At 49.0% G+C, this 24,576-nt stretch carries 23 protein-coding genes and 4 tRNA genes; 9 read left to right on the forward strand and 18 right to left on the reverse strand.

The window, feature by feature from the left end:
• Positions 1-150: 150 nt before the first annotated feature.
• The 8 genes from btuD to msrB all read right to left on the reverse strand — a co-directional run bounded on the left by btuD (position 151) and on the right by msrB (position 7,211).
• The gene (btuD, locus tag CEQ48_RS12555; protein WP_089071482.1) at positions 151-906 is read right to left on the reverse strand and encodes a vitamin B12 ABC transporter ATP-binding protein BtuD; all 756 of its coding nucleotides are present in this window, start codon (positions 904-906) and stop codon (positions 151-153) included.
• Positions 893-1,888: a vitamin B12 ABC transporter permease BtuC gene (gene btuC / locus CEQ48_RS12560; protein WP_181710890.1), complete on the reverse strand. Its 996-nt coding sequence runs from the start codon at positions 1,886-1,888 to the stop codon at positions 893-895. Before btuC ends, btuD begins: the two co-directional genes overlap by 14 nt.
• Before the next feature lie 80 nt (positions 1,889-1,968).
• The gene (locus tag CEQ48_RS12565) at positions 1,969-2,997 is read right to left on the reverse strand and encodes a succinylglutamate desuccinylase (protein WP_089071484.1); all 1,029 of its coding nucleotides are present in this window, start codon (positions 2,995-2,997) and stop codon (positions 1,969-1,971) included.
• A 315-nt stretch (positions 2,998-3,312) separates the two neighbouring features.
• A complete protein-coding gene (locus CEQ48_RS12570; RefSeq protein WP_089071485.1) occupies positions 3,313-3,915 on the reverse strand; it encodes a histidine phosphatase family protein in 603 nt (200 codons plus the stop codon).
• Between the two features lie 6 nt (positions 3,916-3,921).
• On the reverse strand, positions 3,922-4,461 hold the full coding sequence (cobU, locus tag CEQ48_RS12575; protein ID WP_089071486.1) for a bifunctional adenosylcobinamide kinase/adenosylcobinamide-phosphate guanylyltransferase: 540 nt from the start codon (positions 4,459-4,461) through the stop codon (positions 3,922-3,924).
• An 8-nt stretch (positions 4,462-4,469) separates the two neighbouring features.
• On the reverse strand, positions 4,470-5,255 hold the full coding sequence (locus CEQ48_RS12580; RefSeq protein ID WP_089071487.1) for an adenosylcobinamide-GDP ribazoletransferase: 786 nt from the start codon (positions 5,253-5,255) through the stop codon (positions 4,470-4,472).
• On the reverse strand, positions 5,255-6,280 hold the full coding sequence (gene cobT / locus CEQ48_RS12585; RefSeq protein ID WP_198301143.1) for a nicotinate-nucleotide--dimethylbenzimidazole phosphoribosyltransferase: 1,026 nt from the start codon (positions 6,278-6,280) through the stop codon (positions 5,255-5,257). Before cobT ends, CEQ48_RS12580 begins: the two co-directional genes overlap by 1 nt.
• Positions 6,281-6,764: 484 nt before the next feature.
• Positions 6,765-7,211 carry a peptide-methionine (R)-S-oxide reductase MsrB gene (msrB, locus tag CEQ48_RS12590; RefSeq protein WP_000935882.1) on the reverse strand — a complete coding sequence of 149 codons (447 nt, stop codon included), beginning with the start codon at positions 7,209-7,211 and terminating at the stop codon, positions 6,765-6,767.
• Between the two features lie 345 nt (positions 7,212-7,556).
• Between msrB and CEQ48_RS12595 the strand changes: the two genes are divergently transcribed.
• From CEQ48_RS12595 to purT, 7 genes are all read left to right on the forward strand, one after another.
• Entirely contained in the window at positions 7,557-8,930 is a 1,374-nt protein-coding gene (locus CEQ48_RS12595) for an L-cystine transporter (RefSeq protein ID WP_198301144.1), read from the forward strand.
• 144 nt (positions 8,931-9,074) lie between these two features.
• Positions 9,075-10,499: an exodeoxyribonuclease I gene (gene sbcB, locus CEQ48_RS12600; RefSeq protein WP_089071490.1), complete on the forward strand. Its 1,425-nt coding sequence runs from the start codon at positions 9,075-9,077 to the stop codon at positions 10,497-10,499.
• A 31-nt stretch (positions 10,500-10,530) separates the two neighbouring features.
• Positions 10,531-10,905 (forward strand): CidA/LrgA family protein, encoded by a 375-nt coding sequence (locus CEQ48_RS12605; RefSeq protein ID WP_001881007.1) that lies wholly within the window; start codon positions 10,531-10,533, stop codon positions 10,903-10,905.
• The gene (locus tag CEQ48_RS12610; RefSeq protein ID WP_089071491.1) at positions 10,896-11,570 is read left to right on the forward strand and encodes an LrgB family protein; all 675 of its coding nucleotides are present in this window, start codon (positions 10,896-10,898) and stop codon (positions 11,568-11,570) included. The genes CEQ48_RS12605 and CEQ48_RS12610 overlap by 10 nt, the downstream gene beginning before the upstream one ends.
• Before the next feature lie 169 nt (positions 11,571-11,739).
• Complete coding sequence (cdd, locus tag CEQ48_RS12615) at positions 11,740-12,627, forward strand: cytidine deaminase (protein WP_089071492.1); 888 nt, start codon at positions 11,740-11,742, stop codon at positions 12,625-12,627.
• A gap of 158 nt (positions 12,628-12,785) precedes the next feature.
• Positions 12,786-13,661 carry an AEC family transporter gene (locus CEQ48_RS12620; RefSeq protein WP_089071493.1) on the forward strand — a complete coding sequence of 292 codons (876 nt, stop codon included), beginning with the start codon at positions 12,786-12,788 and terminating at the stop codon, positions 13,659-13,661.
• A 153-nt stretch (positions 13,662-13,814) separates the two neighbouring features.
• On the forward strand, positions 13,815-14,990 hold the full coding sequence (gene purT / locus CEQ48_RS12625; protein ID WP_032477225.1) for a phosphoribosylglycinamide formyltransferase 2: 1,176 nt from the start codon (positions 13,815-13,817) through the stop codon (positions 14,988-14,990).
• 92 nt (positions 14,991-15,082) lie between these two features.
• On the opposite strand, the gene CEQ48_RS12635 is transcribed toward purT, so the two are convergent.
• Complete coding sequence (locus CEQ48_RS12635; protein ID WP_088127737.1) at positions 15,083-15,739, reverse strand: thiopurine S-methyltransferase; 657 nt, start codon at positions 15,737-15,739, stop codon at positions 15,083-15,085.
• Between the two features lie 468 nt (positions 15,740-16,207).
• Between CEQ48_RS12635 and relV the strand changes: the two genes are divergently transcribed.
• Entirely contained in the window at positions 16,208-16,987 is a 780-nt protein-coding gene (gene relV, locus CEQ48_RS12640; RefSeq protein WP_089071495.1) for a (p)ppGpp synthetase RelV, read from the forward strand.
• A gap of 128 nt (positions 16,988-17,115) precedes the next feature.
• Here the strand turns inward: relV and ihfA are convergent, their stop codons facing one another.
• From ihfA to pheS, 3 genes are all read right to left on the reverse strand, one after another.
• The gene (gene ihfA / locus CEQ48_RS12650; protein WP_001229260.1) at positions 17,116-17,412 is read right to left on the reverse strand and encodes an integration host factor subunit alpha; all 297 of its coding nucleotides are present in this window, start codon (positions 17,410-17,412) and stop codon (positions 17,116-17,118) included.
• Between the two features lie 438 nt (positions 17,413-17,850).
• Positions 17,851-20,238: a phenylalanine--tRNA ligase subunit beta gene (pheT, locus tag CEQ48_RS12655; RefSeq protein WP_002043721.1), complete on the reverse strand. Its 2,388-nt coding sequence runs from the start codon at positions 20,236-20,238 to the stop codon at positions 17,851-17,853.
• A gap of 26 nt (positions 20,239-20,264) precedes the next feature.
• On the reverse strand, positions 20,265-21,248 hold the full coding sequence (gene pheS / locus CEQ48_RS12660; RefSeq protein WP_001164214.1) for a phenylalanine--tRNA ligase subunit alpha: 984 nt from the start codon (positions 21,246-21,248) through the stop codon (positions 20,265-20,267).
• A gap of 290 nt (positions 21,249-21,538) precedes the next feature.
• Here pheS and CEQ48_RS12665 point away from each other — a divergent pair, with 290 nt between their 5' ends.
• Entirely contained in the window at positions 21,539-22,024 is a 486-nt protein-coding gene (locus CEQ48_RS12665) for a GNAT family N-acetyltransferase (RefSeq protein WP_002043720.1), read from the forward strand.
• Here the strand turns inward: CEQ48_RS12665 and CEQ48_RS12670 are convergent.
• From CEQ48_RS12670 to pgsA, 6 genes are all read right to left on the reverse strand, one after another.
• Positions 22,021-23,139, reverse strand: a complete 1,119-nt coding sequence (locus tag CEQ48_RS12670) for a GGDEF domain-containing protein (protein WP_089071496.1) — start codon at positions 23,137-23,139, stop codon at positions 22,021-22,023. The two genes, CEQ48_RS12665 and CEQ48_RS12670, sit on opposite strands and share 4 nt — an antisense overlap.
• 218 nt (positions 23,140-23,357) lie before the next feature.
• Positions 23,358-23,433 (reverse strand) — tRNA-Gly (locus CEQ48_RS12675).
• A 10-nt stretch (positions 23,434-23,443) separates the two neighbouring features.
• A tRNA-Leu gene (locus CEQ48_RS12680) sits at positions 23,444-23,530 on the reverse strand.
• 64 nt (positions 23,531-23,594) lie between these two features.
• Positions 23,595-23,670, reverse strand: a tRNA-Gly gene (locus tag CEQ48_RS12685).
• Between the two features lie 2 nt (positions 23,671-23,672).
• Positions 23,673-23,746 (reverse strand) — tRNA-Cys (locus tag CEQ48_RS12690).
• A 257-nt stretch (positions 23,747-24,003) separates the two neighbouring features.
• Positions 24,004-24,561, reverse strand: coding sequence for a CDP-diacylglycerol--glycerol-3-phosphate 3-phosphatidyltransferase (pgsA, locus tag CEQ48_RS12695; protein WP_001211977.1), 558 nt, complete (start codon positions 24,559-24,561; stop codon positions 24,004-24,006).
• Positions 24,562-24,576: the final 15 nt, after the last annotated feature.

The following is a 24,576-nucleotide window of genomic DNA, read 5'->3' on the forward strand; positions in this document are numbered from 1 at the left end:
TTTCTTTGCGATAAAAAGCGCAACTTATTGATAAATAAACAAATACCAAAACACTTTCTCACCTATTCTTCCAGAAACATGCGCTAAAACAGTGCTCCATGCGCCATGATTGGTCAACTCAGCACCTAGAGAAATGCCCGCTTCCTCAACTCAATCGAACAGCAAATGAGCATGCCCTTCCAGTTCTACTCGGCGAATTGATGTGCCAAATACGGATTGCAGCGCTTCTTGAGTCAGTACTTCTTTCGCCCTACCTGCACAGTGTAGAACGCCACGACTGAGCAATAGCACTTGATCGGCGTGACGCAGAGTGCGGTTAAGGTCATGATTGGCCATGATCACCGTTAATCCCTGCCCTGCCATGCGCTCAATCAGACGATACAACAGGCTTTCTTGAGCAATATCCAATGGTGCCGCTGGCTCATCCCAAATCAGTAAACGCGCAGAAGGATTCAAAACCGGTGAGACCTGTAGACAACTTCCGGCCAGACGCACACGCTGCCACTCCCCCCCAGAAAGCTGGTGGATCGAACGGTGTAGTTTGTCATCAATATTGAGTAAACGACTGATCTGATCGATTTCGCGGGCGACTTCCGAGCGTTCTAGGGCTACGTTCGCAGGAACCGACAGCGCCAAATATTGGAAAACGTGCAGTTGAAAACTGGGTTTATCATTTTGCGCCAGATAAGCGCGATGGTGTGCGAGTTCAGATAAGCTTGCTTGACTCACGTCTAACCCATCTATCTGCACAGAACCAGAGAAAGGGATCATGCCCGCTAAGGCGGCAAGCAAGGTGCTTTTGCCACAGCCGTTGGGGCCAATCACATGCCAAACTTCGCCAGCGTTAGCCTGCAATGACAACGGCAGCAGACGAGAATCCACCTGTAAGCTGTTAACATGAATCATGGTTTCTCACCAACATCCAGATAAAAATGGGCGCGCCCAGAGTGGTGGTGACCACTCCCAATGGCAATTCGCCGCTACCCAGCGCCAAACGCGCAATCAGATCCGCACTTACCAGCAATAACGCCCCGCACAGTGCAGACATTGGCAGCAACAGACGATTTTCCGAGCCTAACGTTAAACGCAGCAAATGAGGAACCACTAACCCAACAAAACCGATCACTCCCCCCAGTGCTACGGAAGCCCCGACCAGTAGTGCGATAGCGAGAATGAGCCGCCAGCGAACACGATGAATATCGACCCCTAACTGTTTGGCATGCCCTTCACCAAGCATCAGCTTATCCAAAACGCCACCTTGCAAGACAAGCCAAATCACTACAGGCACCGCCACCAAAGAGAGGAGATGTTGATACCAACTGACTCCTGCGACACTGCCCATTAACCAGTACATCAGTTGGCGCAAACCAAGGTCATCACTGAAATAGAAAGCCCAAGTGACTACCGCGCCAGACAAAATCCCCAATGCCACCCCGACCAGTAATAGCCTTGCGGTGGTCAAGCGTAACTTACGAGCCATCACCACCAAGAGCAACGTAAACAGCAGCGCGCCCAATACCGCGGCCGCCATAAAAGCCACAGGGGAATTTAAACTTGGGAAAAACAGCAGCAGAATAACCATCGCTACGCTTGCCCCACCCGATACCCCCACTACGCCCGGCTCAGCAAGCACATTGCCTAGCAACACTTGTAAGGTGGCTCCTGCCACGGCCAGAGAAGCCCCAATCACCGCCGCAGCCAGTAATCTTGGCAAACGCAGTTCCCACACTAGCTGTTGTTCGAGGGAAGACCAAGCGGAAAAAGGAGATAACCACAGCTCTCCCACCAACAAATAAAGGAAACACACACCCAAAAACAACCCGATCAGCAGATAACTGCTGCGTTGCCAGCGTTGCTGTTTATGTTGAAGCAGTCGATGAAAATCCATCTTGTCGTTCATAGAAAAAAGAATGGCCTAACCTTACCGTTAAGCCATTCAAATAGAAAGGAGATCATTACCAAGCAAGATCAGTCGTACACCAGTTGGTCATCTTCATAGCGCGTATTCACCTTACACACCATCAAGGCGGCACGCTGGCCGATGGCCACATTGCGGTTCGGGAAAACAATCGCTTCCCCTTCATTTTTCGCCATTAAAGGCTTATCGCCATCGTGACCAAACACTTCCCCATGCATAAAGGCGGTGAAATTTTCCACATCATCACTGAAGCGGAAATCAAAATCATCGTGCAGGCGTACTATGGTGCGGCTGACTCGGTACATCACCGTTTTTCTCGGTAAGTGCTCTGGTTTATGGCGAGAGATAAGATCACGCATCGCCAGATCAAAGGCCAACAGGCGATCTAATTGGTTTTCACCTAAACGGGCCACTTGACCAAGCTCTAAGGTTAAGGCTTGCGTGGCATAATGCTCGGCCGAATACCAACTAAACGTACTGGAGGGCGCATTCGATAGCATCACTGCTTCAATATGGGCTTGCTCGATAAATTGCATCAGGCTACGACTGCGCACCGGATGACGGGCTTTCGGGCTTACTGCAAACGAATAGTGTTTCGAGCCTCGAATGGCACAGTGCAAATCTAGGTGCCAACGCGAGTGCTCTTCCGTGTTGGCAAAAAACTGTTTAAGCAGTACTTTGAGGTTATCGGCAATCGCCAGCTCAGTGCTCGGTTTGTGGGGCTTATCATCAAATAAGCGGTTGAGATTCTGCTCAATAAAACGGATATGACGCACTGTGGCTTGCGGGTGCGCCAGAATAAACAAACAGCGTTCAGCAACGGGTTGAAATCCGCTGACAATATCTTCAATCCATTTATCCAGCAGTTCCATAGGTGCGGTTTCATCACCATGCACCCCACAGGAGATCACCATATTTTTTGTCGCCACGTCCGTTTGAGCTGGGATCACTTCCAACACGCCACGTTGATGCAGCTTTAAGGTCACACCCTGCTCTGTACGTATGGTTTGCGCGACCATGGGATGGTCAAGATCTAAGCTGTCGAAAAGAAAAGATTGGCGGAAGAGAGACTTCGTCATGCGCTACTCCTTTATTGCACAGCGGTATGTTAAGAAATTGTACGAACAATTTATGCCAAGATGATCGCACTTATCATCACCCATTCAATATCCGTGGTCGTTAACGGCACTCTACCCAAACGGCTTGGAGTTGCAGGTGGAAAGTGATTCCCCATCATAGAAATACTCAGTGATTGGGGTGAGCGAATATAGCCAACACCGCTGCAGCTTCAAGTAGGAAGGAATAGATCTTTTTATTCCCAGCCAGACGACGATATAGGCGCGGATTCTACCACTAATTCAATGAGATGCTCCATATTCAATTCGCTTTATGGGCTAACAGCAAAGCGCATTTCCGATGCTGGTCACGCTCACTATCGGTGGCTCACCTGGATAAAGGACAAGCTCAGTCACCGATTGATGAGGAATGGTTAACCGAGTATGCCAGTGTGGGTTGCGCCAATCGACACCCAATACGTGTGCCAAAATCAAACGTATGGTCCCTGCATGGCAGATGATAAGCGTATCGCTCTCAAGCTGAGGTAACCATTGTTGCCAAGCTTGACTCACTCTTTGATAAGCCTTAGCGAGAGGTTCAGCTTGTGGCAGTGTGTTCCTTGCGGGGTCTTGCCAAAAGGCATCCAATATTGGCCATTGAGTCTCTAAGTCGGCAAAACTTTGTCCATCCAACTCACCAAAGTTAAGTTCTTGGAGCTGCGGGTCGAAATCGAGTATGCCATGCGGACGAGCCGATTGGAGCAGTCGCGCCAGATCGGCGCAGCGACGTAAGGGTGAGCTTATCACACGAGTAAACGGCAGAGCGCTCAATTGGCTGGCTATCGCTTGTTGCACGCTCGGCTCCACCGCAACATCCGTTATACCATTCAGGGCTGCAGGGCCTTGTGTTTTGCCGTGACGCAGTAACCAAATTCGGATCATGCCTTGCTACTCGCCTTTTAAACGCTGTGGCAGCCCCGCCACGACAAACGTCACCGAATCGGCTAATGCCGCGATTTTCTGGTTCATCCATCCCGCGTGATCAACAAACATTCGAGTTAATTCGCCCATCGGTACGACTCCCATACCCACTTCATTGCTGACCAAGATAATGTGGGCTTGGGTTTGAGCCAATGCCGCTAACAGCGAATCGACATGCTGCTCAATCCGCGCTGCGGAGAGCGCGGCTTCGTGTTCAAAAAGCAGATTATTGAGCCATAACGTGAGGCAATCGACTAACACCACATCCTGGCGTTGAAAACGAGTTAACGCCTCAGCCAAAGCCAGCGGCACTTCATGTTCATTCCACTCTGCGGTTCGTCGGGCTTGATGATGGGCAATACGCTCGCGCATCTCATCATCTAAGGCCGTGGCGGTCGCCACATAATGCAAGGTCGCACCCGAAGCTTGTGCGGTTTGTTTGGCGAGCAACTCTGCGTGACTCGATTTACCACTACGGGCACCGCCCAAAACGAAATGAACCGTCACTTTGCCTCCTAAATCATCACTTCATGCTGTAAAAAAGCAAGCAAGATCAGATAGATCAGAATCTCCATCAACTGCTGTGCGGCCCCAAGGCAATCGCCGGTAAAGCCACCCAAACGTCTGATAAGCCATTGACGGAAAATCTGTCTGAAAATCAAGCAGGCCGAAATCATTACCGCAATAAACTGCCCTGAGAAGTAGAGTAGTGTCGCCAAGGCGGTGAGCGCCAAAATCACCAAATCAGTACCCGACTGCTGCTGCGCCAGCGGCTTACTTTTACTGCTGTCGGTATCGGAGACATAAGGCGTATTACGAATAAAAGACGCCGCCACCGCGCGGCTTAGGGTATAAGCCAGTAACCAAACAGGAACCAGTGAAGTAAGATCGGCCAATTCGGTGAGTAGCAAATATTTACCCAGCAAAACCATAATCAAAGCGCTAGAGCCATAAGTGCCAATGCGGCTGTCTTTCATGATCTCTAGACGGCGCTCAGCCGTCATACCACCGCCCACGCCGTCAGCCATATCCGCTAAGCCGTCTTCATGAAAGGCGCCAGTCAATAACAAGCTCAACACCATGGTCAAAAACACGCTGATGTTGGTAGAAAAAAGCTGCGTCGCGAGCGAGTAAACCAAAGCGCAAATCGCCCCGAGCAGGAGTCCAACCAGAGCAAAATAGCGCCCAGCTTGATTCATTCGCTCACTGCTATAAGGCAAACTCGCCGGCACAGGAATGCGTGAGAAGAAGCTCACGGCCAGCAAAAACAGCTCCAGTTGATAACGTAAAATGGCAGCCATTACACTGTGACTCCTGCATCAGCAAAACTGGCCATATGGTTGTAAAACTCCACAGCAGCACGGACAAGACCAAGAGCCAACACGGCTCCGGTGCCTTCACCTAAACGTAAACCTAAATCCAACAGTGGTTCTGCTACTAGCATTTCTAATACTGCGCGGTGCCCCGTTTCTTGTGAGCAGTGGGCAAACAGCAAAAAGTCTCGTACATTCGGCTCGATTAAGGTCGCAACATAAGCTGCAACCGTCACAATGAAACCGTCCACCAGCACTGGGGTTTGCTTTTCGTATGCCCCCATAAATGCCCCGACCATTTGGACAATTTCAAACCCGCCGACTTGCTGCAAGACATCTTGTGGCGCAGCGCCTAAACAGCGCTCAACACCTTGGGTGACCAACGCTCGTTTACGTTGGTACTGCTCATCCGTAATGCCGGTGCCACGTCCAACACACACTTCAATCGGCAAGCCGGAGAGTGCCGCTAAGATTGCTGCTGCACTGCTGGTATTGCCAATGCCCATCTCACCAAACATCAATAGATTACAGCCCGACTCAACTTCACGATGAATCAACGCCTTGCCGAGTGCGATTCCCTGTTGCACCTGCTCTGAAGACATGGCGGCTTGCTCGGCCAAATTATGCGTACCCGCACCGAGACGCTGCGCAATCAAATCCGCGTGAGCGGGCTGAGCTCGCAAAATACCGCAGTCAATCACCCGCATCACGGCGTGTTCAGTACGACAAAAACAGTTGATGGCCGCGCCGCCCGCGAGAAAATTTTGCACCATTTGCTCAGTCACTGCGCTTGGCGCAATACTGACACCTTGCGCAGCGATGCCGTGATCGGCGGCAAAAACCAAAACGGTCGGCTGATGAATCGCCAGTTGAGTTACCGCTTGATCTTGGTTTTGGCTTTGGATTAGTGCTAAATGATGCGCGACGCGCTCAAGTTGCCCTAGCGCCCCGAGTGGCTTGGTTTTTTGATCGATTCGTTGTTGGATTTCGGCGCTGAATGAGCGATCTAACATGCGGGCATCCTTACTTCTTTTTAAGGCATGAAAACAAATGCGGCACAGTCTACTCGCTCTGAACAACAAAGCAAAAGCCTTCACTTATTTTGCCTACTACACCACACTCTCAGCGCAAACGACTTGCCGCCGCGTCTGACATTAGTCTCGGCATCCAATATACCCACACTACTTGGAGTTACAGCTTCAAGTAGGAAGGAGATAAGACGGATATAAGCATTTGAACCAGTCTGTCCTATACTTTGGTACAAATAGTGCTTCATCTTTTAATGCTTCAGTTTGGTTATCCTGTTTTAACGTTGTCTCTTGCTTGAGACACCACAAGGAGCTGTACCATGATTGCTAACCAAAGATCACCGAAACCAAAGCCGAATAAACCTGCCAATAAAAAAGGCAAGCGCGTACCGTTTGCACTGACCTAATTCCATTGAAAAAGAAATGCCCCTCAGGCCTGCGGAACACAGACCTGAGGGCATGAGTTTATTTATGCACTGAGTTTGTTCACGGCAACCGAATTGATGCAGTAACGCAAACCGCTTGGCGGTGGCCCATCAGGAAACACATGCCCTAGGTGCGACTCGCAAGTATTACAACGCACTTCCACTCGAGCACGCGCTAAGCGGTGATCCATATGGTAGGAAATGGCATTGAATTTGACTGGCTGGGAAAACGAAGGCCAGCCTGTGCCTGAATCAAATTTGGTTGCCGAATCAAATAACAAGGTTTGGCAACCGGCACATTGGTATAAACCCGGCTCAAACAGCTCACACATCGCATTAGAAAAGGCTCTCTCTGTGCCATGTTGACGCATCACGTAATACTGCTGTTCATCAAGCAAAGTGCGCCACTCTTCATCACTGCGCGTCACTTCACGCTCTGGCTTAGGATTGCCTTGGTTTGCAAAATCCAACACCTGTTGCCAGTTCAACATTGCTCTCTCCTCTTGTTGGACTATTGACTATGCTCAAACGACTTAGTACGGCAGCGTCAAGCGGGAAGAATATAGACCGCGGATGCACCAATCTTATTGCATTCAGATCACCAAAATACACACCTGCAAAAGCAGCACAGTTCGGGCAATGCTTAGTCAAATTGATCGCCAATTAGTCAAAGCTCTGTTTTTGATAACCATTAGTTATAAAACATGATTTTTTCTCAGTTTATTTTCGTGATAGCGATCGCTATATTCCAAGAAAATCGTTCTCATTTAGGATAGAACAATCGGCTTGCTTTGATGGCCGTTGTCACTCTCCTTCCCCCTTTTAAGGATTTGCTTATGTCAGTGGTTACCCTTGCAGCACTGGTGATTTTCGCCGGTCTATTGCTCTATCTGTTTGGGCTACAGAAAAAAGCCGCCACCCTTTCTCGTCAAGTTTTGTTTGGTTTAGTACTAGGTAGTGCATTTGGTTTGGCACTGCAAGTGGTGCTCGGTGAAGGCCATCCTGCTATTCAAGAAACCCTATCTTGGGTTGCTATCGTCGGCAATGGCTACGTGGGTCTACTGAAAATGGTCATCATGCCGCTGGTGCTGGTATCGATGATCTCTGCCGTGGTACGTCTGGATAAAAACGGTTCACTGGGCAAAATCTCCAGTCTGACTATCGGTATTTTGCTGGTGACTACTGCGATTTCTGCGCTGATCGGTATTCTCATCACTCAAGCATTTGGCCTGACGGCTGAAGGTTTGGTTGAAGGCGCACGGGAAACCGCACGTATTGCAGCACTTGAAAGCCGCGCATCAACGGTTGCCGACCTAACGATTCCACAAATTCTGTTGAGCTTTATCCCAACCAACCCCTTTGCCGATTTAACCGGCGCACGTTCAACCTCCATCATCGCGGTGGTGATTTTCGGCGTGCTCACTGGTATTGCCGCACGCAAAGTGATTGCCGATAAACAAGAGTTAGAAACGCCAATTCGCACTTTTGTTGAAGCGGCACAAGCGATTGTGATGCGTTTAGTGAAAATGATCATGGCGCTGACACCTTACGGTATCGCCGCGCTGATGGCGAAAGTCGTCGCGACATCCAGTGCTACCGACATTCTGAACTTACTCGGTTTCATTGTGGCTTCTTATGTGGCGATAGCCCTGATGTTTGTGGTGCACGGATTACTGGTTGCTATGGTGGGCGTTAACCCAACCCGTTACTTTAAAAACATCTGGCCAGTACTGACTTTTGCCTTCACATCGCGCAGCTCTGCGGCCACGATTCCTCTCAATGTGGAAGCGCAAATCACCAAACTGAATGTGCCACCTGCAATTGCTAACCTGTCAGCTTCATTCGGTGCAACGATTGGTCAAAACGGCTGTGCGGGCATTTACCCTGCGATGTTGGCGGTAATGGTTGCTCCAACCGTTGGGATTAACCCACTGGACATTCACTTTATCGTGTCGCTGATTGCGATGATCACCATCAGCTCCTTTGGTATTGCAGGTGTGGGTGGCGGTGCGACCTTCGCAGCCCTGATTGTGCTGCCAGCCATGGGCTTACCTGTCACGATTGCGGCGCTTTTGATTTCTATCGAGCCACTGATTGATATGGCGCGTACGGCGCTTAACGTGTCAGGTTCGATGACGGCAGGCACAGTAACGAGCCGTTTGCTTAAAGAGACAAACGAAGAGCTCGAGCCGCAAACTCAGCAAGCCTAATCTTACCTTGCCAAAGCCGATGCCCAGCATCGGCTTTTTTTGTTGAAAGGCTGAACAAATAATGGGATAGCACAAGGGCAGCAATTGCTATGTCAGGGTCAGGATGGTCTAATAACGGCAATTTTTAGCGATTTGGTAAGCCACATGCAGCAAGAACACCAGCCCACATTCTTCTTCTTTGATTACGAGACTTGGGGAGTCAATCCTGCCAAAGATCGTCCTAGTCAGTTTGCGGGTGTGCGTACCGATATGGACTTCAACATCATCGGTGAGCCTTTGGTGATTTACTGTCAGCTGCCCAACGACTATTTGCCCGCCCCTGAGGCCGCATTGATCACAGGGATCACCCCTCAAAAAGCCAATAGCCAAGGTCTGGCGGAGCCAGAATTTATCGCGCGTATTCATGCTGAGCTCTCCACACCCAATACCACCAGCCTTGGCTATAACAGCATACGTTTTGATGATGAAGTGACGCGCTACACCTGCTATCGCAACTTTATCGACCCCTATGCTTGGAGCTGGCAACACGGCAATTCCCGTTGGGATCTGCTGGATGTGCTTCGCGCGTGTCATGCTTTGCGTCCTGAAGGTATCGAGTGGCCGGAAAATGATGATGGCTTTACCAGCTTTAAACTGGAACATCTTTCTGTTGCCAACGGCATTGAGCACAGCAACGCGCACGATGCGATGGCCGATGTGATTGCCACCATTGAACTGGCGAAAAAAGTCAAAGCCGCGCAGCCGAAATTGTTCGACTACTTCTTCACTATGCGCCACAAACGCAAGCTGACAGAACTGATTGATATTGTGAACCAAACTCCGCTGATGCATGTTTCTGGCATGCTTGGGCGTGAGCGCCACTACACTAGCTGGATTGTGCCGATTGCTTGGCATCCGACCAATCAAAATGCGGTGATTGTGGTGGATTTGGGTAAAGACCCTCAGCCGCTAATGGATCTCGATGCCGAAACGCTGCAAGCGCGTCTCTATACGCGGCATGAAGACCTAGCGCCGGATGAGCGACCAGTACCCGTGAAATTGGTGCATCTCAATAAATGCCCCATTCTGGCTCCGGCTAAAACCTTGACCGCAGAAAATGCACAAAAGATTGGTATTGACCGCGAACAGTGTCTCGCGCACTTGAATGTGATTCGTCAACACCCCGAGATTCGTGAAAAGCTGGTGACTGTATTTAGCCAAGAGCGCGAATTTAACCAAGAGAGTGATGTGGATAGCCAACTCTATGCCGGCTTTTTCTCCCCAGCCGATCGCGCGGCAATGGAGATCATCCGCACTACTGCACCGGAGAATCTGGGCAGCTTAGCGATCCGGGTGGCCGATAAGCGCATTGAACCACTGCTGTTTCGTTATCGTGCGCGCCATTATCCCCATACCTTAACCGATGCCGAGCAACGCCGCTGGGCAGCGCATTGCCGTGACTATTTCGAGCGCAATCTAGAAGGTTATATGTTGAATTTGGAAAATCTGGTGCATGAACATCAAGCTGATCCAAAGAAAATGGCGATTTTAAAATCCGTCTACCATTACGTGGAAAAACTCGCTTGCTAACATCGTTTATTTTTACTTGCTGATTTTATTGATGATAAAAAAAATAGCTCAATACTGTGTCTCCATGGGACTGATTTTTCTCTGTCTGTTGGCGGGCATCAACTTACAAACTTGGTTAGGCATTGCTATTCCCGGCAGCATTATTGGGTTACTGATCCTATTTGGCCTGATGGCCAGCGGTTTAGTGCCTGTCGAATGGGTCAAGCCCAGTGCCACCCTGTTTATTCGTTACATGATTTTACTGTTCGTCCCTATCAGTGTCGGCTTGATGGTGCACTTCGATACGCTACTGGCAAACCTCGCCCCGATCCTCGCTAGCGCTATCGGCGGTACCTTAATTGTCATGGTGACACTGGGACTGATACTGGATCGAATGCTCAAGAAGGGGAAAAAGTCATGTGGCTGATCATCACACTTGGGGTATTTTTCGTCGCCCGTTGGGTGGCTCAAAAATGCAATACCCCACTGGCCAATCCGCTTCTGATCAGTATTGGCATACTTATTCCACTGCTGACTTACCTCAAAGTACCTTTTGAGACTTACTACGCTGATAATCAGTGGTTGAGTTATCTACTCCAACCAGCGGTTGTTGCTTTGGCTTATCCACTTTATGAGCAGTTGCCACAAATTCGTGCCAACTGGCGAATTATCGCTTTGGCTTGTGGCGTGGGCAGTGTGATGTCGATGATCACCGCCAGTTTGATAGCCGTAAACATGGGGGCAGATATAGAGCTGATTGCCGCCTTGATGGGAAAATCAGTGACAACGCCGATCGCGATGGAAGTGGCGCGCCAGTTGGGCGGCGAGCCCGCGATTGCTGCGATTTTGGTACTACTCGTCGGGCTATTTGGTGCCATTCTTGCCTACCCGATTTACAAACTGCTCAATATTACTCATCCCATCGCCAAAGGGCTGACCATGGGTACGGTATCCCATGCCCTCGGCACAGCCACGTGCGCTGAGAAAGATCCTCGCGACGCCGCGTTCAGCTCACTAGCCCTTGTCGTGTGTGGTGTTATCACATCTGTCTTAGCGCCAAGTCTGTTTGCTTTCGCACTTTGGCTTCAATAATTTCATTTCGAGTGGCGTCACATCTCATACGCTTGCAATCGTTATCATGTGTGACGTCACTCTAATAATGAAACATAAAAATAAATTACATAACTTAATGTGACGCCTATCACCTTATAAAATCTCGCATTACCTAAAATAGGATTCCATGCAATGAAAAGGAATCACTATGAGAAACCGTATTGAACAAGCATTACAACAAATGCCTGCTTCTTTTGCCCCATATTTACGTGAATTGGTGTTGGCCAAGGATTTCGATGCCACTTTCTCTGCCGAGCAGTATCAGCAGCTTTTGACCCTTTCGGGTCTGGAAGATGCCGATTTGCGCGTCGCGCTGTTACCTATCGCTGCCGCTTACTCGTATGCCCCAATCTCTGAATTTTATGTCGGTGCGATTGTACGTGGCATCTCCGGCCGCCTCTATCTTGGCGCCAATATGGAATTTACTGGTGCGCAGCTTGGGCAAACCGTACATGCTGAACAGTGCGCCATTAGCCATGCGTGGATGAAAGGTGAAAAAGGGGTGCCAGACATCACCATCAACTTTAGCCCTTGCGGCCATTGCCGCCAGTTTATGAATGAACTGACCACCGCGTCTTCGCTGAAAATTCAACTGCCCAAGCGTGCTGCCAAAACTTTGCAAGAGTACCTCCCTGAGTCGTTTGGCCCTGCCGATCTCGGCATTGATTCTGGCCTGATGAGCCCAGTCAATCATGGTAAAACCAGTGACGATGATGAAGAGCTTATCCAGCAAGCCCTGCGCGCGATGAACATCAGCCACTCGCCTTATACCCAAAACTTCAGTGGTGTGGCACTGAAAATGCGCAGTGGTGCGATTTACCTTGGCGCGTATGCCGAAAATGCAGCATTTAACCCAAGTTTGCCACCGCTACAAGTTGCCTTAGCACAAGCGATGATGATGGGTGAATCATTCGAGGATATTGAAGCCGCCGCTCTGGTAGAGAGTGCAACCGGCAAAATCAGCCATCTTGCCGATACTCAAGCAACGCTGGAAGTGATCAATCCCGATATCCCACTTTCTTATCTCTCACTGTAAACCGAATGAAGAGGCCATTGGCCTCTTCACTTTTTGGTACTAGCTCTCTTAGTCCACATCTTGCTAAAGATGTCGCGCGCACACTTTTCCATCACCTACCATGACGTTCTGAATAAAGCCTGATAACTTGCGCTTTTTACACGTATCTCTCGCAAGCTATGTTTGAACAAATCATTGCCATTCTCTTTCCTGTGATGAGCTTAGTCTTGATTGGCTATTTGATTGGTCTCTGGCTCAAACCCGATTTTCGCCCGATCAATCGCATCAATATGGAGGCCTTTGTGCCTGCGTTGGTGTTTTCTTCACTGGTCAACATGCCACTGGATACGCAGCAAACACCTCTGTTGCTTGCCGCTCTTGTCGCGGTATTGCTGCCCGGTATTTTAATGCTCTTGATATGTCGTTTGGGTCGTTGGTCATTTAAAACATGGGCTCCACTGCACATGTTTCGCAATAGCGGTAATTTAGCGATTCCTCTGTTTACTTATACGTTTGGCGAAACCGCGCTCCCCTCTGCCGTATTGCTGTTTGTGGTTTCTATGTGTCTGCACATTAGCTTAGGGGTAGCCATGCTGAGCAAAGGTAGCGTGTTAAAAACCGTACTCAGCGCTCCGGTCTTTTTAGCATCCTCACTGGCTTTACTGCTCAATCTAAGCGGAGTCTCTATCTGGTCCCCCTTGTACAACGCCACTGCTTTACTTGGGCAAGCCGCCGTTCCTGTGATGCTGCTTTCACTCGGCTCACAAATGATCAACCTGCGCTTAGCCGGACTCAAAGTTGGCCTTGTTTCAACGGCACAATCTCTGCTCACCGGAGCCTGCGCGTTTGCGCTGATTTACTTTTTCATTCCACTGCCTCCCTTACAACTGCAAATGATGGTGCTGTTTACCATGTTGCCCCCCGCAGTGATGAATTATCTGTTCGCCGAGCGTTATCACATCGAGCCTACTCAGGTTGCGGCTATGGTGTTGTTTGGTAATTTCTTCAGCTTATTAAGCCTGCCCATATTACTGTTTATCGCTCTTTCACTCTGATCCTGTTCGCCATAAAACTGTCATAAACTTGACCCGAATACGGGGTAATCTGACTGGCTACAGCGGGAAGCAAACGTTTTCTTTTGTGCTTTGTTCCAGTATCATGGCCGCTGTTTTTTGCTAATGTTGACTGAATGACTATAAGGATTGTCTATGTTTGGGACAGCGACTCGGGATAACGCAACGCGAGTACTTTTGCTTGGCTCTGGTGAACTTGGTAAGGAAGTCGCGATTGAGTGTCAGCGCCTTGGCCTCGAAGTCATCGCCTGTGATCGTTACGCTGATGCGCCTGCCATGCAGGTCGCCCATCGCAGCCACGTGTTTGATATGCTCGATGCCGATGCACTACAACAAGTGATTGATTTAGAAAAGCCACATTTCGTGGTTCCAGAAATTGAAGCGATTGCTACCAGCAAGTTAGTGGAGTTAGAAGCGCAAGGCTTAAACGTTGTACCTACCGCCAATGCAACTCGACTCACCATGAACCGTGAAGGCATTCGCCGTTTAGCCGCCGAAGAGTTAGGGCTGCCCACTTCCGCGTATCAATTCGCAGACAGCTATGAGAGCTTTGCCGCGGCAGTAGAAACCATTGGTTTACCTTGTGTCTGTAAGCCTGTGATGAGTTCATCGGGCAAAGGCCAAAGTGTTATTCGCACACCAGAGCAGATTGAAGCGGCTTGGCAATACGCTCAACAAGGTGGACGCAGTGGCGCTGGCCGAGTGATTGTGGAAGGCTTCGTGGATTTTGATTACGAAATCACACTGCTGACCGTACGCGCTGTGGATGGCGTCCATTTCTGCGCTCCAATTGGCCATCGCCAAGAAGATGGCGATTACCGCGAGTCATGGCAACCACAAGTGATGTCAGAAAATGCCATTAAAGCGGCTGAATATGTGGCAGAACAGGTGGTTAACGCGCTTGGTGGTTATGGATTGTTTGGGGTTGAACTGTTTGTGAAAGGTGACAAGGTCATCTTCAATGAAGTTTCCCCTCGCCCACACGATACCGGAATGGTGACGCTCATTTCTCAAGAGCTCTCTGAATTCGCTTTGCATGTGCGCGCGTTTACCGGTCTACCGATTGGTCAAATCGTGCAATATGGCCCATCAGCTTCTGCGGCGATCCTCGGCCAAGGCCAGTCACAGAACATCCAGTTCAGTGCGCTTGATGACGCCCTAAGCATTCCTCACACCCAAGTGCGCTTATTTGGCAAGCCAGATATTGCGGGTCGTCGTCGCTTAGGTGTTGCCCTGAGCCGAGGAAAAACGACGCAAGAAGCCACTGATCGCGCGATTGAGTGTGCGAAAGCTGTAAAGATTCATTACTAATTCAGCTCTTTATCTTTATCAGCACTATCAGAAAGCGCGCTCATTCAGCGCGCTTTTTTCATTTCTACTTAGTGGAGTTCAAAGAGTCAGAGTCACTCGCTTTTCTCAATCACCCAAACTTCTTCGGCAAAGCGGCTTAAGCCCGCTTGTGTACGCTTATTCAGATGCGGATCTATGCCCGTATCTTGGTAAACTCTGCGCACCTCACACCCCATAAACAAGGTGCGAATTTCCGCTTCAGGAACCGAAAATGGCGGCCCTGACAACTCAGTTTGCACATAATCCATACTGACCAGCAAAATGCGCCCACCCGGTTTAAGCAGTTGCAACACGCGCTGCGCGTACTCTGCGCGCATCTCTTCCGGCAATGCCACTAGCGCTGCACGATCATAAACTAAGTCCACCGATTCAACAGGAGCTGTGAAGAAATCGCCGGTAAAAAGCGTAAGCTCATCAAACTGATACAGTTCATGTTGCGCATTGAGTCGGGTCACTGTCGGGGTATAGAAATGCTCGGCAAAGAAAGAACGTACCGCGATTTGACTCAGTTCAACCCCTTGAACACTGTCATGCTGATTTGCCAGCCAAATCAGATCTTCACTCTTACCACACAAAGGGACGAGCACTTTTTCACTGCGTTTAGGGGCAAGATCAGACCAAAAGCGGATCAATAGCGGGTTCACGTCTTCAAGGTGAAAACCAATCTGGTTCGCCGCCCATTTGTTATGCCAAAACTCAGGATCTCGCATCTTCTACTCCTTTTCATTTGCTGCCACCAAGAGTAGCGGATCTTCTGCTCCCGCGGTAGCACGAATTTGTCCCTCCCCATCTGTTCGACGGTTACATTTCTTTACCTAAGGCTTTGGAACTCCATCGAAAACTCGAAGTCTGAATGAATGCCTATGTTCTTTCCAAACGATTTGAAGTTGCAGAACCTGAAATGGCAGATAGGCGCAGATGAGTGAATTCCAATAAACACAGACAGACTATGTGATTGGTGTGCGCGAACATCGCCTTTGCAGCTTCAAATAGGAAGAAGATATGTGATGGATAACAAATTCTTACAACTGAAAATCCAGATTGAATTGGAAAAGGAACAACAAGGCCCAATTGATCATAGTGAGCAGAAAGGAACACTAAACCCACTTTGATTGCACTGTCAGAAAACGCCTTCTAGGTCTACTTTTTGACTGAACAGCGCAAGCTAAGGAGAGTGAATGAGTCTATTGCTACGTACCACAGCCTTAATGTTATTGCTGCTGAGCCGTGCTCCTGCCATGGCGGCTGTGCCATTAACCACCAATTCAACGGAAGATAACCGCGAAGAGTCACAACAAAACGAAGTCAGCTCTAAGCTGTTTCGTCATAGCTTAAGTGGTTTGTACGGTATCGCTAACCAAAATTATCCTATTGTCCAGCCTTATCAAGATTTTGATGTGCTATACAGTAAAGCACATCAAGCGCAAATCGAGCTAGAAACTCTGTGCAAAAGCACCGCCCTCTTGACCCATACTCAAGCCTACTTTGCTGGCACAAAATCTCGTCAGCGTGCTTTAGAAAAGGTTGAGTTAGAGTTAGATGGTCAGGCCGAACGTATTACCGATTTAGCCCGAGCTACCATAGTGACGAATGATGTGGCGAGTCTCGTCACCGCTTATGAGACATTAAGTCGAGAAGCGACCGTCGTAAAAGTGAAAAACCGCTTCAAGAATCCAGCAGAATCTGGTTATCGCGATCTTAACGTTTTAGTTCAGCTACCTAAAACAGGGATTATTGCTGAGGTTCAGTTGCATTTAGCGGCGATTGCGCAAGTAAAAAGTGGTGCAGAGCATGAGCTGTATGAGCAGATCCAAACCATTGAGCGCACCGCGCGCCAAGAGCAACGTGAGTTAACCGAATGGGAAAATGCGCAAATTGCCAAGATGCGCTCAACCTCACGCGATCTCTATCAACAAGCGTGGCAGCCTTACATCACAACGCACATTCAAGCGGCATAAATACCCGACCCAAGCCGCTTCGGACAGCACAAACAAAACACGCAGCCTAGACATCTCGGTTGCGTTTTTTATTGAAATGGGGATAAAGCAAAAAGACCACGCTCATCGGCGTGGTCTATTGCTCGGTCTTATTTTTCGACTTTGATGTTCTCGACACGGGCTTTCAATTTTTGCCCTGGGCGGAACGTTACGACACGTCGAGCGGTAATAGGAATATCTTCACCGGTTTTAGGGTTTCGACCCGGACGTTCATTTTTATCTCGTAGGTCAAAATTACCAAAACCGGAGAGTTTTACCTGTTCGCCACTTTCGAGTGCTTTACGAATTTCTTCAAAAAACACCTCAACCGTATCCTTGGCATCCCGCTTGCTCATGCCGAGCTGTTCGAACAGGGCTTCAGCCAATTCGGCCTTTGTGAGCGCCATAAAACTTCCCTCAAAGCTAAGTTAAACCTTGCTGCTGGTTGGCAGCGCCAAAGCAATTTTTATTCGGCCAATCAATAACCTAACTGCCGAACAGTGAAAGTGTATGCCAACCTTCTGATTTTCGCCAACTTTTTTATTACTCAGTAAGCGATTCAAAACGTTACGATTTACATCTCTTTCAAAAAATCACTGACTCTCTCTTGGATGACAAGAGGAAAAAAATCTGAGTTTTTAGTTATTTACATCATTGTCACTAAAATGATTTTCAGACCCTCATCACTATTTAGCGTAGATAATTTTTTTCGATACGCCAAAAATTTTTTCTTAGTTTCATCTAAAAATCAGAGAGTTGTTGGCTCAGTTCCAGATTATCACGATAAAAAAACAGGCTCCGAAGAGCCTGTTTTCATCTGATTTAAAGCGAAGATAGACCTAAGCTTAGTCGCGCAGAGCCGCGCCGAATTGGGCAGATACGGCTTGCACAATCGCCTCTACCGCTGCTGCGATATCCGCTTCTTCAAGTGTGCGTTCAACCGATTGCAACGTCAGCGCAATCGCCAAGCTCTTCTTGCCTTCTTCCACGCCTTTACCGACATAAACGTCAAACAGTTTTGCGTCTTTCAATAGCTCACCACCCGCCACACGGCAAGCTTCAACGATGTCGCCAGAAGCGATGTTGCCATCGACCACCAACGCGATATCACGACGGTTGGCTGGGAACTTAGAAATCGCTGCGGCTTCTGGGATCACGCGTGTGTTGATCGCATTCCACTCGATCTCGAACACAATAGTGCGACCATTGAGGCCAAACTTACGCTCAAGTTCTGGGTGAACCGTACCAATCACACCGATCGCTTTGCCATCCACCATAATCGCTGCAGCTTGACCTGGATGCAGCGCTGGATGCTTAGTTGCTGCGAAGCTATAGGCTTTGCCTTTCGCTGTCAGTTCAAGAACCGCTTCCAGATCGCCCTTCATATCGAAGAAATCAACGGTTGCCGTTTCCATATTCCAGTGCTCTTCACCACGAGCGCCAGAGATCACACCCGCCAGCATAGGCTCTTGGCGCATGCCATTTTCTGCCGCCGCATCAGGAATGAAGCGCAAACCGTATTCAAACAGACGAACACGAGGTTGCTGACGTTTCTGGTTGTGAACCACAGTGTTCAGCAGACCTTGGATCAAGCTCAAACGCATCGCTGACATTTCAGCAGAAATTGGGTTTGGCAGGATCAACGCATCAACACCCGGTACAACCAGTTTCTGTTGCTCAGGCTCAACGAAGCTATAGGTGATCGCTTCTTGGTAACCACGGTCAACCAGCAGATCGCGTACACGCTTCAGCGGTAATTTCGCTTCGTTGTGCAGGTTCATGTTCAACGCGGCCACTGGCGCTTGGTTAGGAATGTTGTTGTAACCATAGATACGGCCAACTTCTTCCACCAGATCTTGCTCGATAGCAATATCAAAACGCCATGTTGGTGCAGTCGCTTGCCAGCCTTCTGCGGTGGTTTCGACCTGCATACCTAGACGCTCTAGAATCTCCACGACGTCCGCATCCGGAATCGCATGACCCAGCAGTTTGTCGAGCTTGCTACGACGCAGCGCAACTTGGTTTGGTTTTGGTAAATCGGCCGCAGATTCTGCAGCTACCACTGGCGCAACGTCACCACCACAGATCTCAACCAGCAGTTGCGTTGCACGCTCCATCGCGGCGTGTTGCAAAGCATAATCCACACCACGTTCAAAACGCATTGAAGAATCGGTGTGTAGGCCGTAGCTACGTGCACGACCACGAATGTGGTCTGGTGCGAAGAACGCACACTCAAGTAATACATCTTTGGTGTCAGTGCTGACACCAGAATGCTCGCCACCGAATACACCAGCAATCGCCAGCGCTTTTTGTTGGTCAGCAATCACTAGCGTATCTGCGTTCAATTTGGCTTCTGAGCCATCAAGCAGTGTCAGTTTTTCATCTTGCTCAGCCAGACGAACCACGATTCCGCCTTCAATCTTCGCCAGATCAAACGCGTGCATTGGTTGGCCTTGCTCCAGCATCACGAAGTTAGTGATATCAACCACCGGATCGATAGAGCGGATACCACAACGACGCAGTTTTTCTTGCATCCAGAGTGGCGTTTGCGCTTGAACGTTCACGTTCTTTACGATACGACCAAGGTAACGTGGACACGCCGCTGGCGCTTTCACGTCAATTGAAATCGTATCATTAATGGTCGCAGCAATCGCATTCACCGCAGGCGCAGTCACGTCCGCACGATTCAATACGCCCACTTCACGAGCTAAACCACGGATGCTGAAACAGTCCGCGCGGTTAGACGTCAAATCCACATCGATAGTCACATCGTTCAGTGACAGAAAATCGCGGAAATCCATACCAATCGGTGCGTTTTCAGCCAGTTCCATGATGCCGTTTGATTCAACATCGATACCCAGCTCAGAGAAAGAACACAGCATGCCGTGTGACGGTTGGCCACGCAGTTTGGCTTTCTTAATTTTGAAATCGCCTGGCAGCGTCGCGCCTACGGTTGCAACCGCAACTTTCAGACCTTGACGACAGTTGGCTGCACCACACACGATGTCCAGAAGCTCTTCTTCGCCTACATCGACTTTGGTGACGCGCAGTTTGTCAGCATCTGGATGTTGAGCACACTCAACCACGTGACCCACTTTTACGCCGTCGAACACACCAGCCACAGCCAGTACGTCGTCCACTTCCAGACCCGCCATTGTAATTTGGTGAGTTAATTCGTCAGTGGTAATTGCCGGGTTAACCCACTCACGAAGCCATGATTCGCTGAATTTCATTGTATATACCTCTTGGGAACCCTGAATTATTTGAACTGTTTTAGGAAACGCAGATCGTTTTCGAAGAATGCACGCAGGTCATTCACGCCATAGCGGAGCATGGTTAAACGCTCAACGCCCATACCAAACGCGAAGCCTGAGTACTTCTCAGGGTCGATGCCTACGCTGCGCAGTACATTTGGGTGCACCATGCCACAGCCTAGCACTTCTAGCCATTTGCCGTTTTTGCCTTTCACATCCACTTCCGCTGAAGGCTCAGTGAACGGGAAGTAAGAAGGACGGAAACGCACTTCCAAATCTTCTTCAAAGAAGTTGCACAGGAAGTCATGCAGGATGCCTTTCAGTTGTGCGAAGTTAACGTTTTCATCAACCAACATACCTTCCACTTGGTGAAACATTGGGGTATGCGTTTGGTCGTAGTCGTTACGGTAAACACGGCCAGGAGCGATGAAACGCAGTGGTGGCTGACGCTCTTCCAGAGTACGGATTTGCACGCCAGAGGTGTGAGTACGCAACATCAGCTTCGGATTGAAGAAGAAAGTATCGTGATCAGTACGCGCTGGGTGATCCGCGGCAATGTTCAGAGCATCGAAGTTATGGAAATCATCTTCGATTTCAGGGCCAGACTCTACAGTAAAGCCAAGCTCACCAAAGAAGCTTTCAATACGTTCGATAGTACGAGTCACTGGGTGCAAACCACCATTTTCGATACGGCGACCGGGCAGTGTCACATCGATGGTTTCAGCCGCTAATTTGGCTTCCAGCTCTGCGCTTTGCAGCGCATCTTTACGCTCAGCCAGCGCTTTTTGCACCGCGTCTTTCGCAACGTTAATTTCTTGGCCAGCAGTACGGCGCTCTTCCGGCGGTAGTTTACCTAGGCTTTGCAGTTGAACCGTCAGTTCGCCTTTTTTGCCCAGATACTGAACACGCACTTCATCCAGTGCGACGAGCGACTCTGCAGCGTTAATCGCTGCGGTCGCATTAGCAATAATCTCTTGTAGATGTTGCATCGTTTCCTCGTCTGCCAATCAGCAGTTTCCTTTAGGAGCCCGAGTAGGTTTCTTTGGGAGTCGCAAGACCGCCAATAGTGTTACCGTAAGGGATTCTTGGGGTTTTCAAATAGCTGTACATAGTACCGAAAGCCAGGATTAAAGCCAAATTGAAATCCATCCTGTATGCATTATTGGTGCATTATTCATGCACTTGAAAAGTCTTACATCAATACCCACTAATTAGAAATACGCGGTGACATGCTAAAAAAGCCACATCACCGCATTTTTCATCCAGAAAAGGACTATCAATGAGAGTAGAAATCGTACCGATTCGACCTGAGTTTGACGCTGAAATTTGCCAAATTATTCAAAGCGTCGGCGCTGAATTTGGCGCGATTGGTGAAGGGTTTGGCCCATCGGATGCCGAAGTGCTTGCCATGAGTCAGCACTATCGAGAGCAAGACCGTAGCGCGTATTTTGTTGCGTTATTGGAGGGGAAGGTAGTCGGCGGTGGTGGCATTGCCCCTTTTGCTGGTCATACGGATTTGTGTGAACTGAAGAAGTTGTTTCTGCTCCCCACAAGCCGCGGCCATGGCGTAGGCAGAGCGCTCAGTGAACATTGTTTGAATTTTGCGAAACAACAAGGCTATGCCAAATGTTATTTAGATACCCTTTCTAGCATGACCCAAGCGATCAAGCTCTACCAACAGCTTGGTTTTGAGCACTTAACGCAGCCCATGGCAGGAACTGAGCATAATGGCTGCGACGTATGGATGCTGAAATCACTCAACTAGCTCGGCGCATCAAAAGCGCAAACACGATTTTTTCCGCTGTTTTTGGCAAGGTAAGCCGCTTGATCCGCCGCGCGCAGCAGCTCATGGTGATCTTTCATGTTTGAGGCAAACGCGGCAACCCCCATACTGACACTGCCTTGCCAATGAATATTATTTTCAAACGAGATCACTTGCTGTTGAATCGCACAGCAGACCTGCTCTGCGATATAGACGCCACCCGCGCTGTCCGTTTCAGGGCAAATCACTAAAAACTCATCACCGCCTAAGCGACATACCAGATCGTCACTACGAAAGTGATCTCTCAACATGTGCGCCACCCTAGTTAACACTTTGTCGCCTACATCGTGCCCGTAATGATCATTAACCGCTTTAAAGCCATCGATATCGATCATGACACACACAAAAGGCTGCTGGTTGTCTTGCGCAAGACTCCAATGCAGCGCGAGCTGGCGCATGGCTTTACGCCTGTTCGGTAAGCCCGTCAAACTGTCGGTCATCGACAGCGCTTCAAGTTGACGATTAACTTGGTATAGCTGCTGAGTGCGCTCAATCACTTTTTCTTCCAGTGATTGATTCAGCCTGACGAGTTCCCGATTACGTTCAGAGACTTGATCAAATAACGCATTAAGGGCATTGAGTAATGGCTCCGTCGCGGCATTTTTCTCACGCTCCTCTTTAGCGTAGGCCTCTTCGGCACTCATGCCTGAGCGAATCGCAATCACTTGTCGCGCCATATTCTGATCGATACCTAAGATGTGGTACGCCAGCCAATGGATCAAAAATTCCAGTAACTGAACCGCTGAACGGTCATCCACATCGTGGATAAAGGCCTGCATGCTAAACACTTCAGACATAAAAGTACGATGAACTTGAATGTGTTCTTCGAGATGAAGTGCTGAAATGCCGACTTCGCGCATTAGCTTCTCTTCTTCTTTGAAATGATATTCGGAATAGCGGGACAACTCGAATAACGCGAGACGGATCTCTTCTAGCGAGACATGATTTTCAGTCAACAGAGAGCTATAGCGATTGACAATGTTCACCAAATATTGGTGCTGCTCATCAACCTCATTCAAGCCTGTTTCGAAGTATTGATCCCATTTGAATGATTGCATGTTCGGAGCTCAACTCTTTAGCCTGTACCGCTAAGTCACGATTAGTCCTTAGTTAATTTAGGGTAATTGTAACGGGAAGCGAATCGCTCAACGTGACTTCAATCATAAAAACTGGAAAACGTTAGCAAGTGCTAATCAAATCGAAGAAAAATCGCACCGAACATTGATGAATAGAATTCTGAAATACAAAACCCCGCTCAATGAGCGGGGTTTTGATTTGGAGCGACACACGAGGTTCGAACTCGTGACCTCAACCTTGGCAAGGTTGCGCTCTACCAACTGAGCTAGTGTCGCGAAATGGAGATGGTGCCCCGGGCCGGACTTGAACCGGCACGACTCGAAAGTCGAGGGATTTTAAATCCCTTGTGTCTACCGATTTCACCACCAGGGCACGCAAAATCTTTGCGATGGAAGACACCATCTTGTGATACCGCTTAACGCCATATCATTTAATTTGGAGCGACACACGAGGTTCGAACTCGTGACCTCAACCTTGGCAAGGTTGCGCTCTACCAACTGAGCTAGTGTCGCAATGGAGGCGCGTCCCGGAGTCGAACCGAGGTCCACGGATTTGCAATCCGCTGCATGGCCACTCTGCCAACGCGCCTCTGTAACTTCAGACTTTCACTTGTTTCGGTGGCTGCCTGACTACGGGAATGCATTCTACGCATTCGAGTTATTGAGTCAACACAATTTTTTTGCCTTTCTAATCGTTTGACTATTTAACGTGCAAAAACGCGATATTTGCTCACTTTGTTAGCAAAAAACACCGGATTTTTATAGAGATAACTGGATCCCAAGCTTCACTTTTTTGTTTTACTCGCCTATCGCGCAACGATAAAAAAACGGGCTTTCGCCCGTTTTCTAATGATGTTCTTCATTCAGTAAGTCGTCTTTGGCCGCCGCCAAATATTGCACCATTGACCAATAGGTCAGCACAGTCGCCACATAGATAGAAATGTAGCCAAGCCAAATCATCCAGTCGTCATAACGCCAGATCAGTACCCACAGCGCAAACATTTGAGTCAGAGTTTTTACTTTGCCAACCCATGACACCGCGACACTGGCTCGTTTGCCAATTTCTGCCATCCACTCACGCAGTGCTGAAATGATGATTTCGCGAGCGATCATGGTCACCGCAGGAATGGTGATCCAGATACTGTGATAATGTTCGGTGATCAAAATCAGCGCCGTAGCTACCAACACTTTATCGGCCACTGGGTCAATAAACGCGCCAAAACGCGAGGTTTGGCCTAATTTTCGCGCCAACATTCCATCTAACCAATCAGTGAATCCAGCGACCCAAAATACCATAGCGGCAACAAAGGGAGCCCATTCAAAAGGGAGATAAAAGGTCACCACAAACACGGGGATCAGAAATAATCTGAGCAAGGAGAGAAGGTTAGGAATGTTGAAACGCATAATGTATAGGCTCTT

Origin of the sequence: Vibrio tarriae (genome assembly GCF_002216685.1) — a bacterium.
Classification (GTDB): domain Bacteria; phylum Pseudomonadota; class Gammaproteobacteria; order Enterobacterales; family Vibrionaceae; genus Vibrio; species Vibrio tarriae.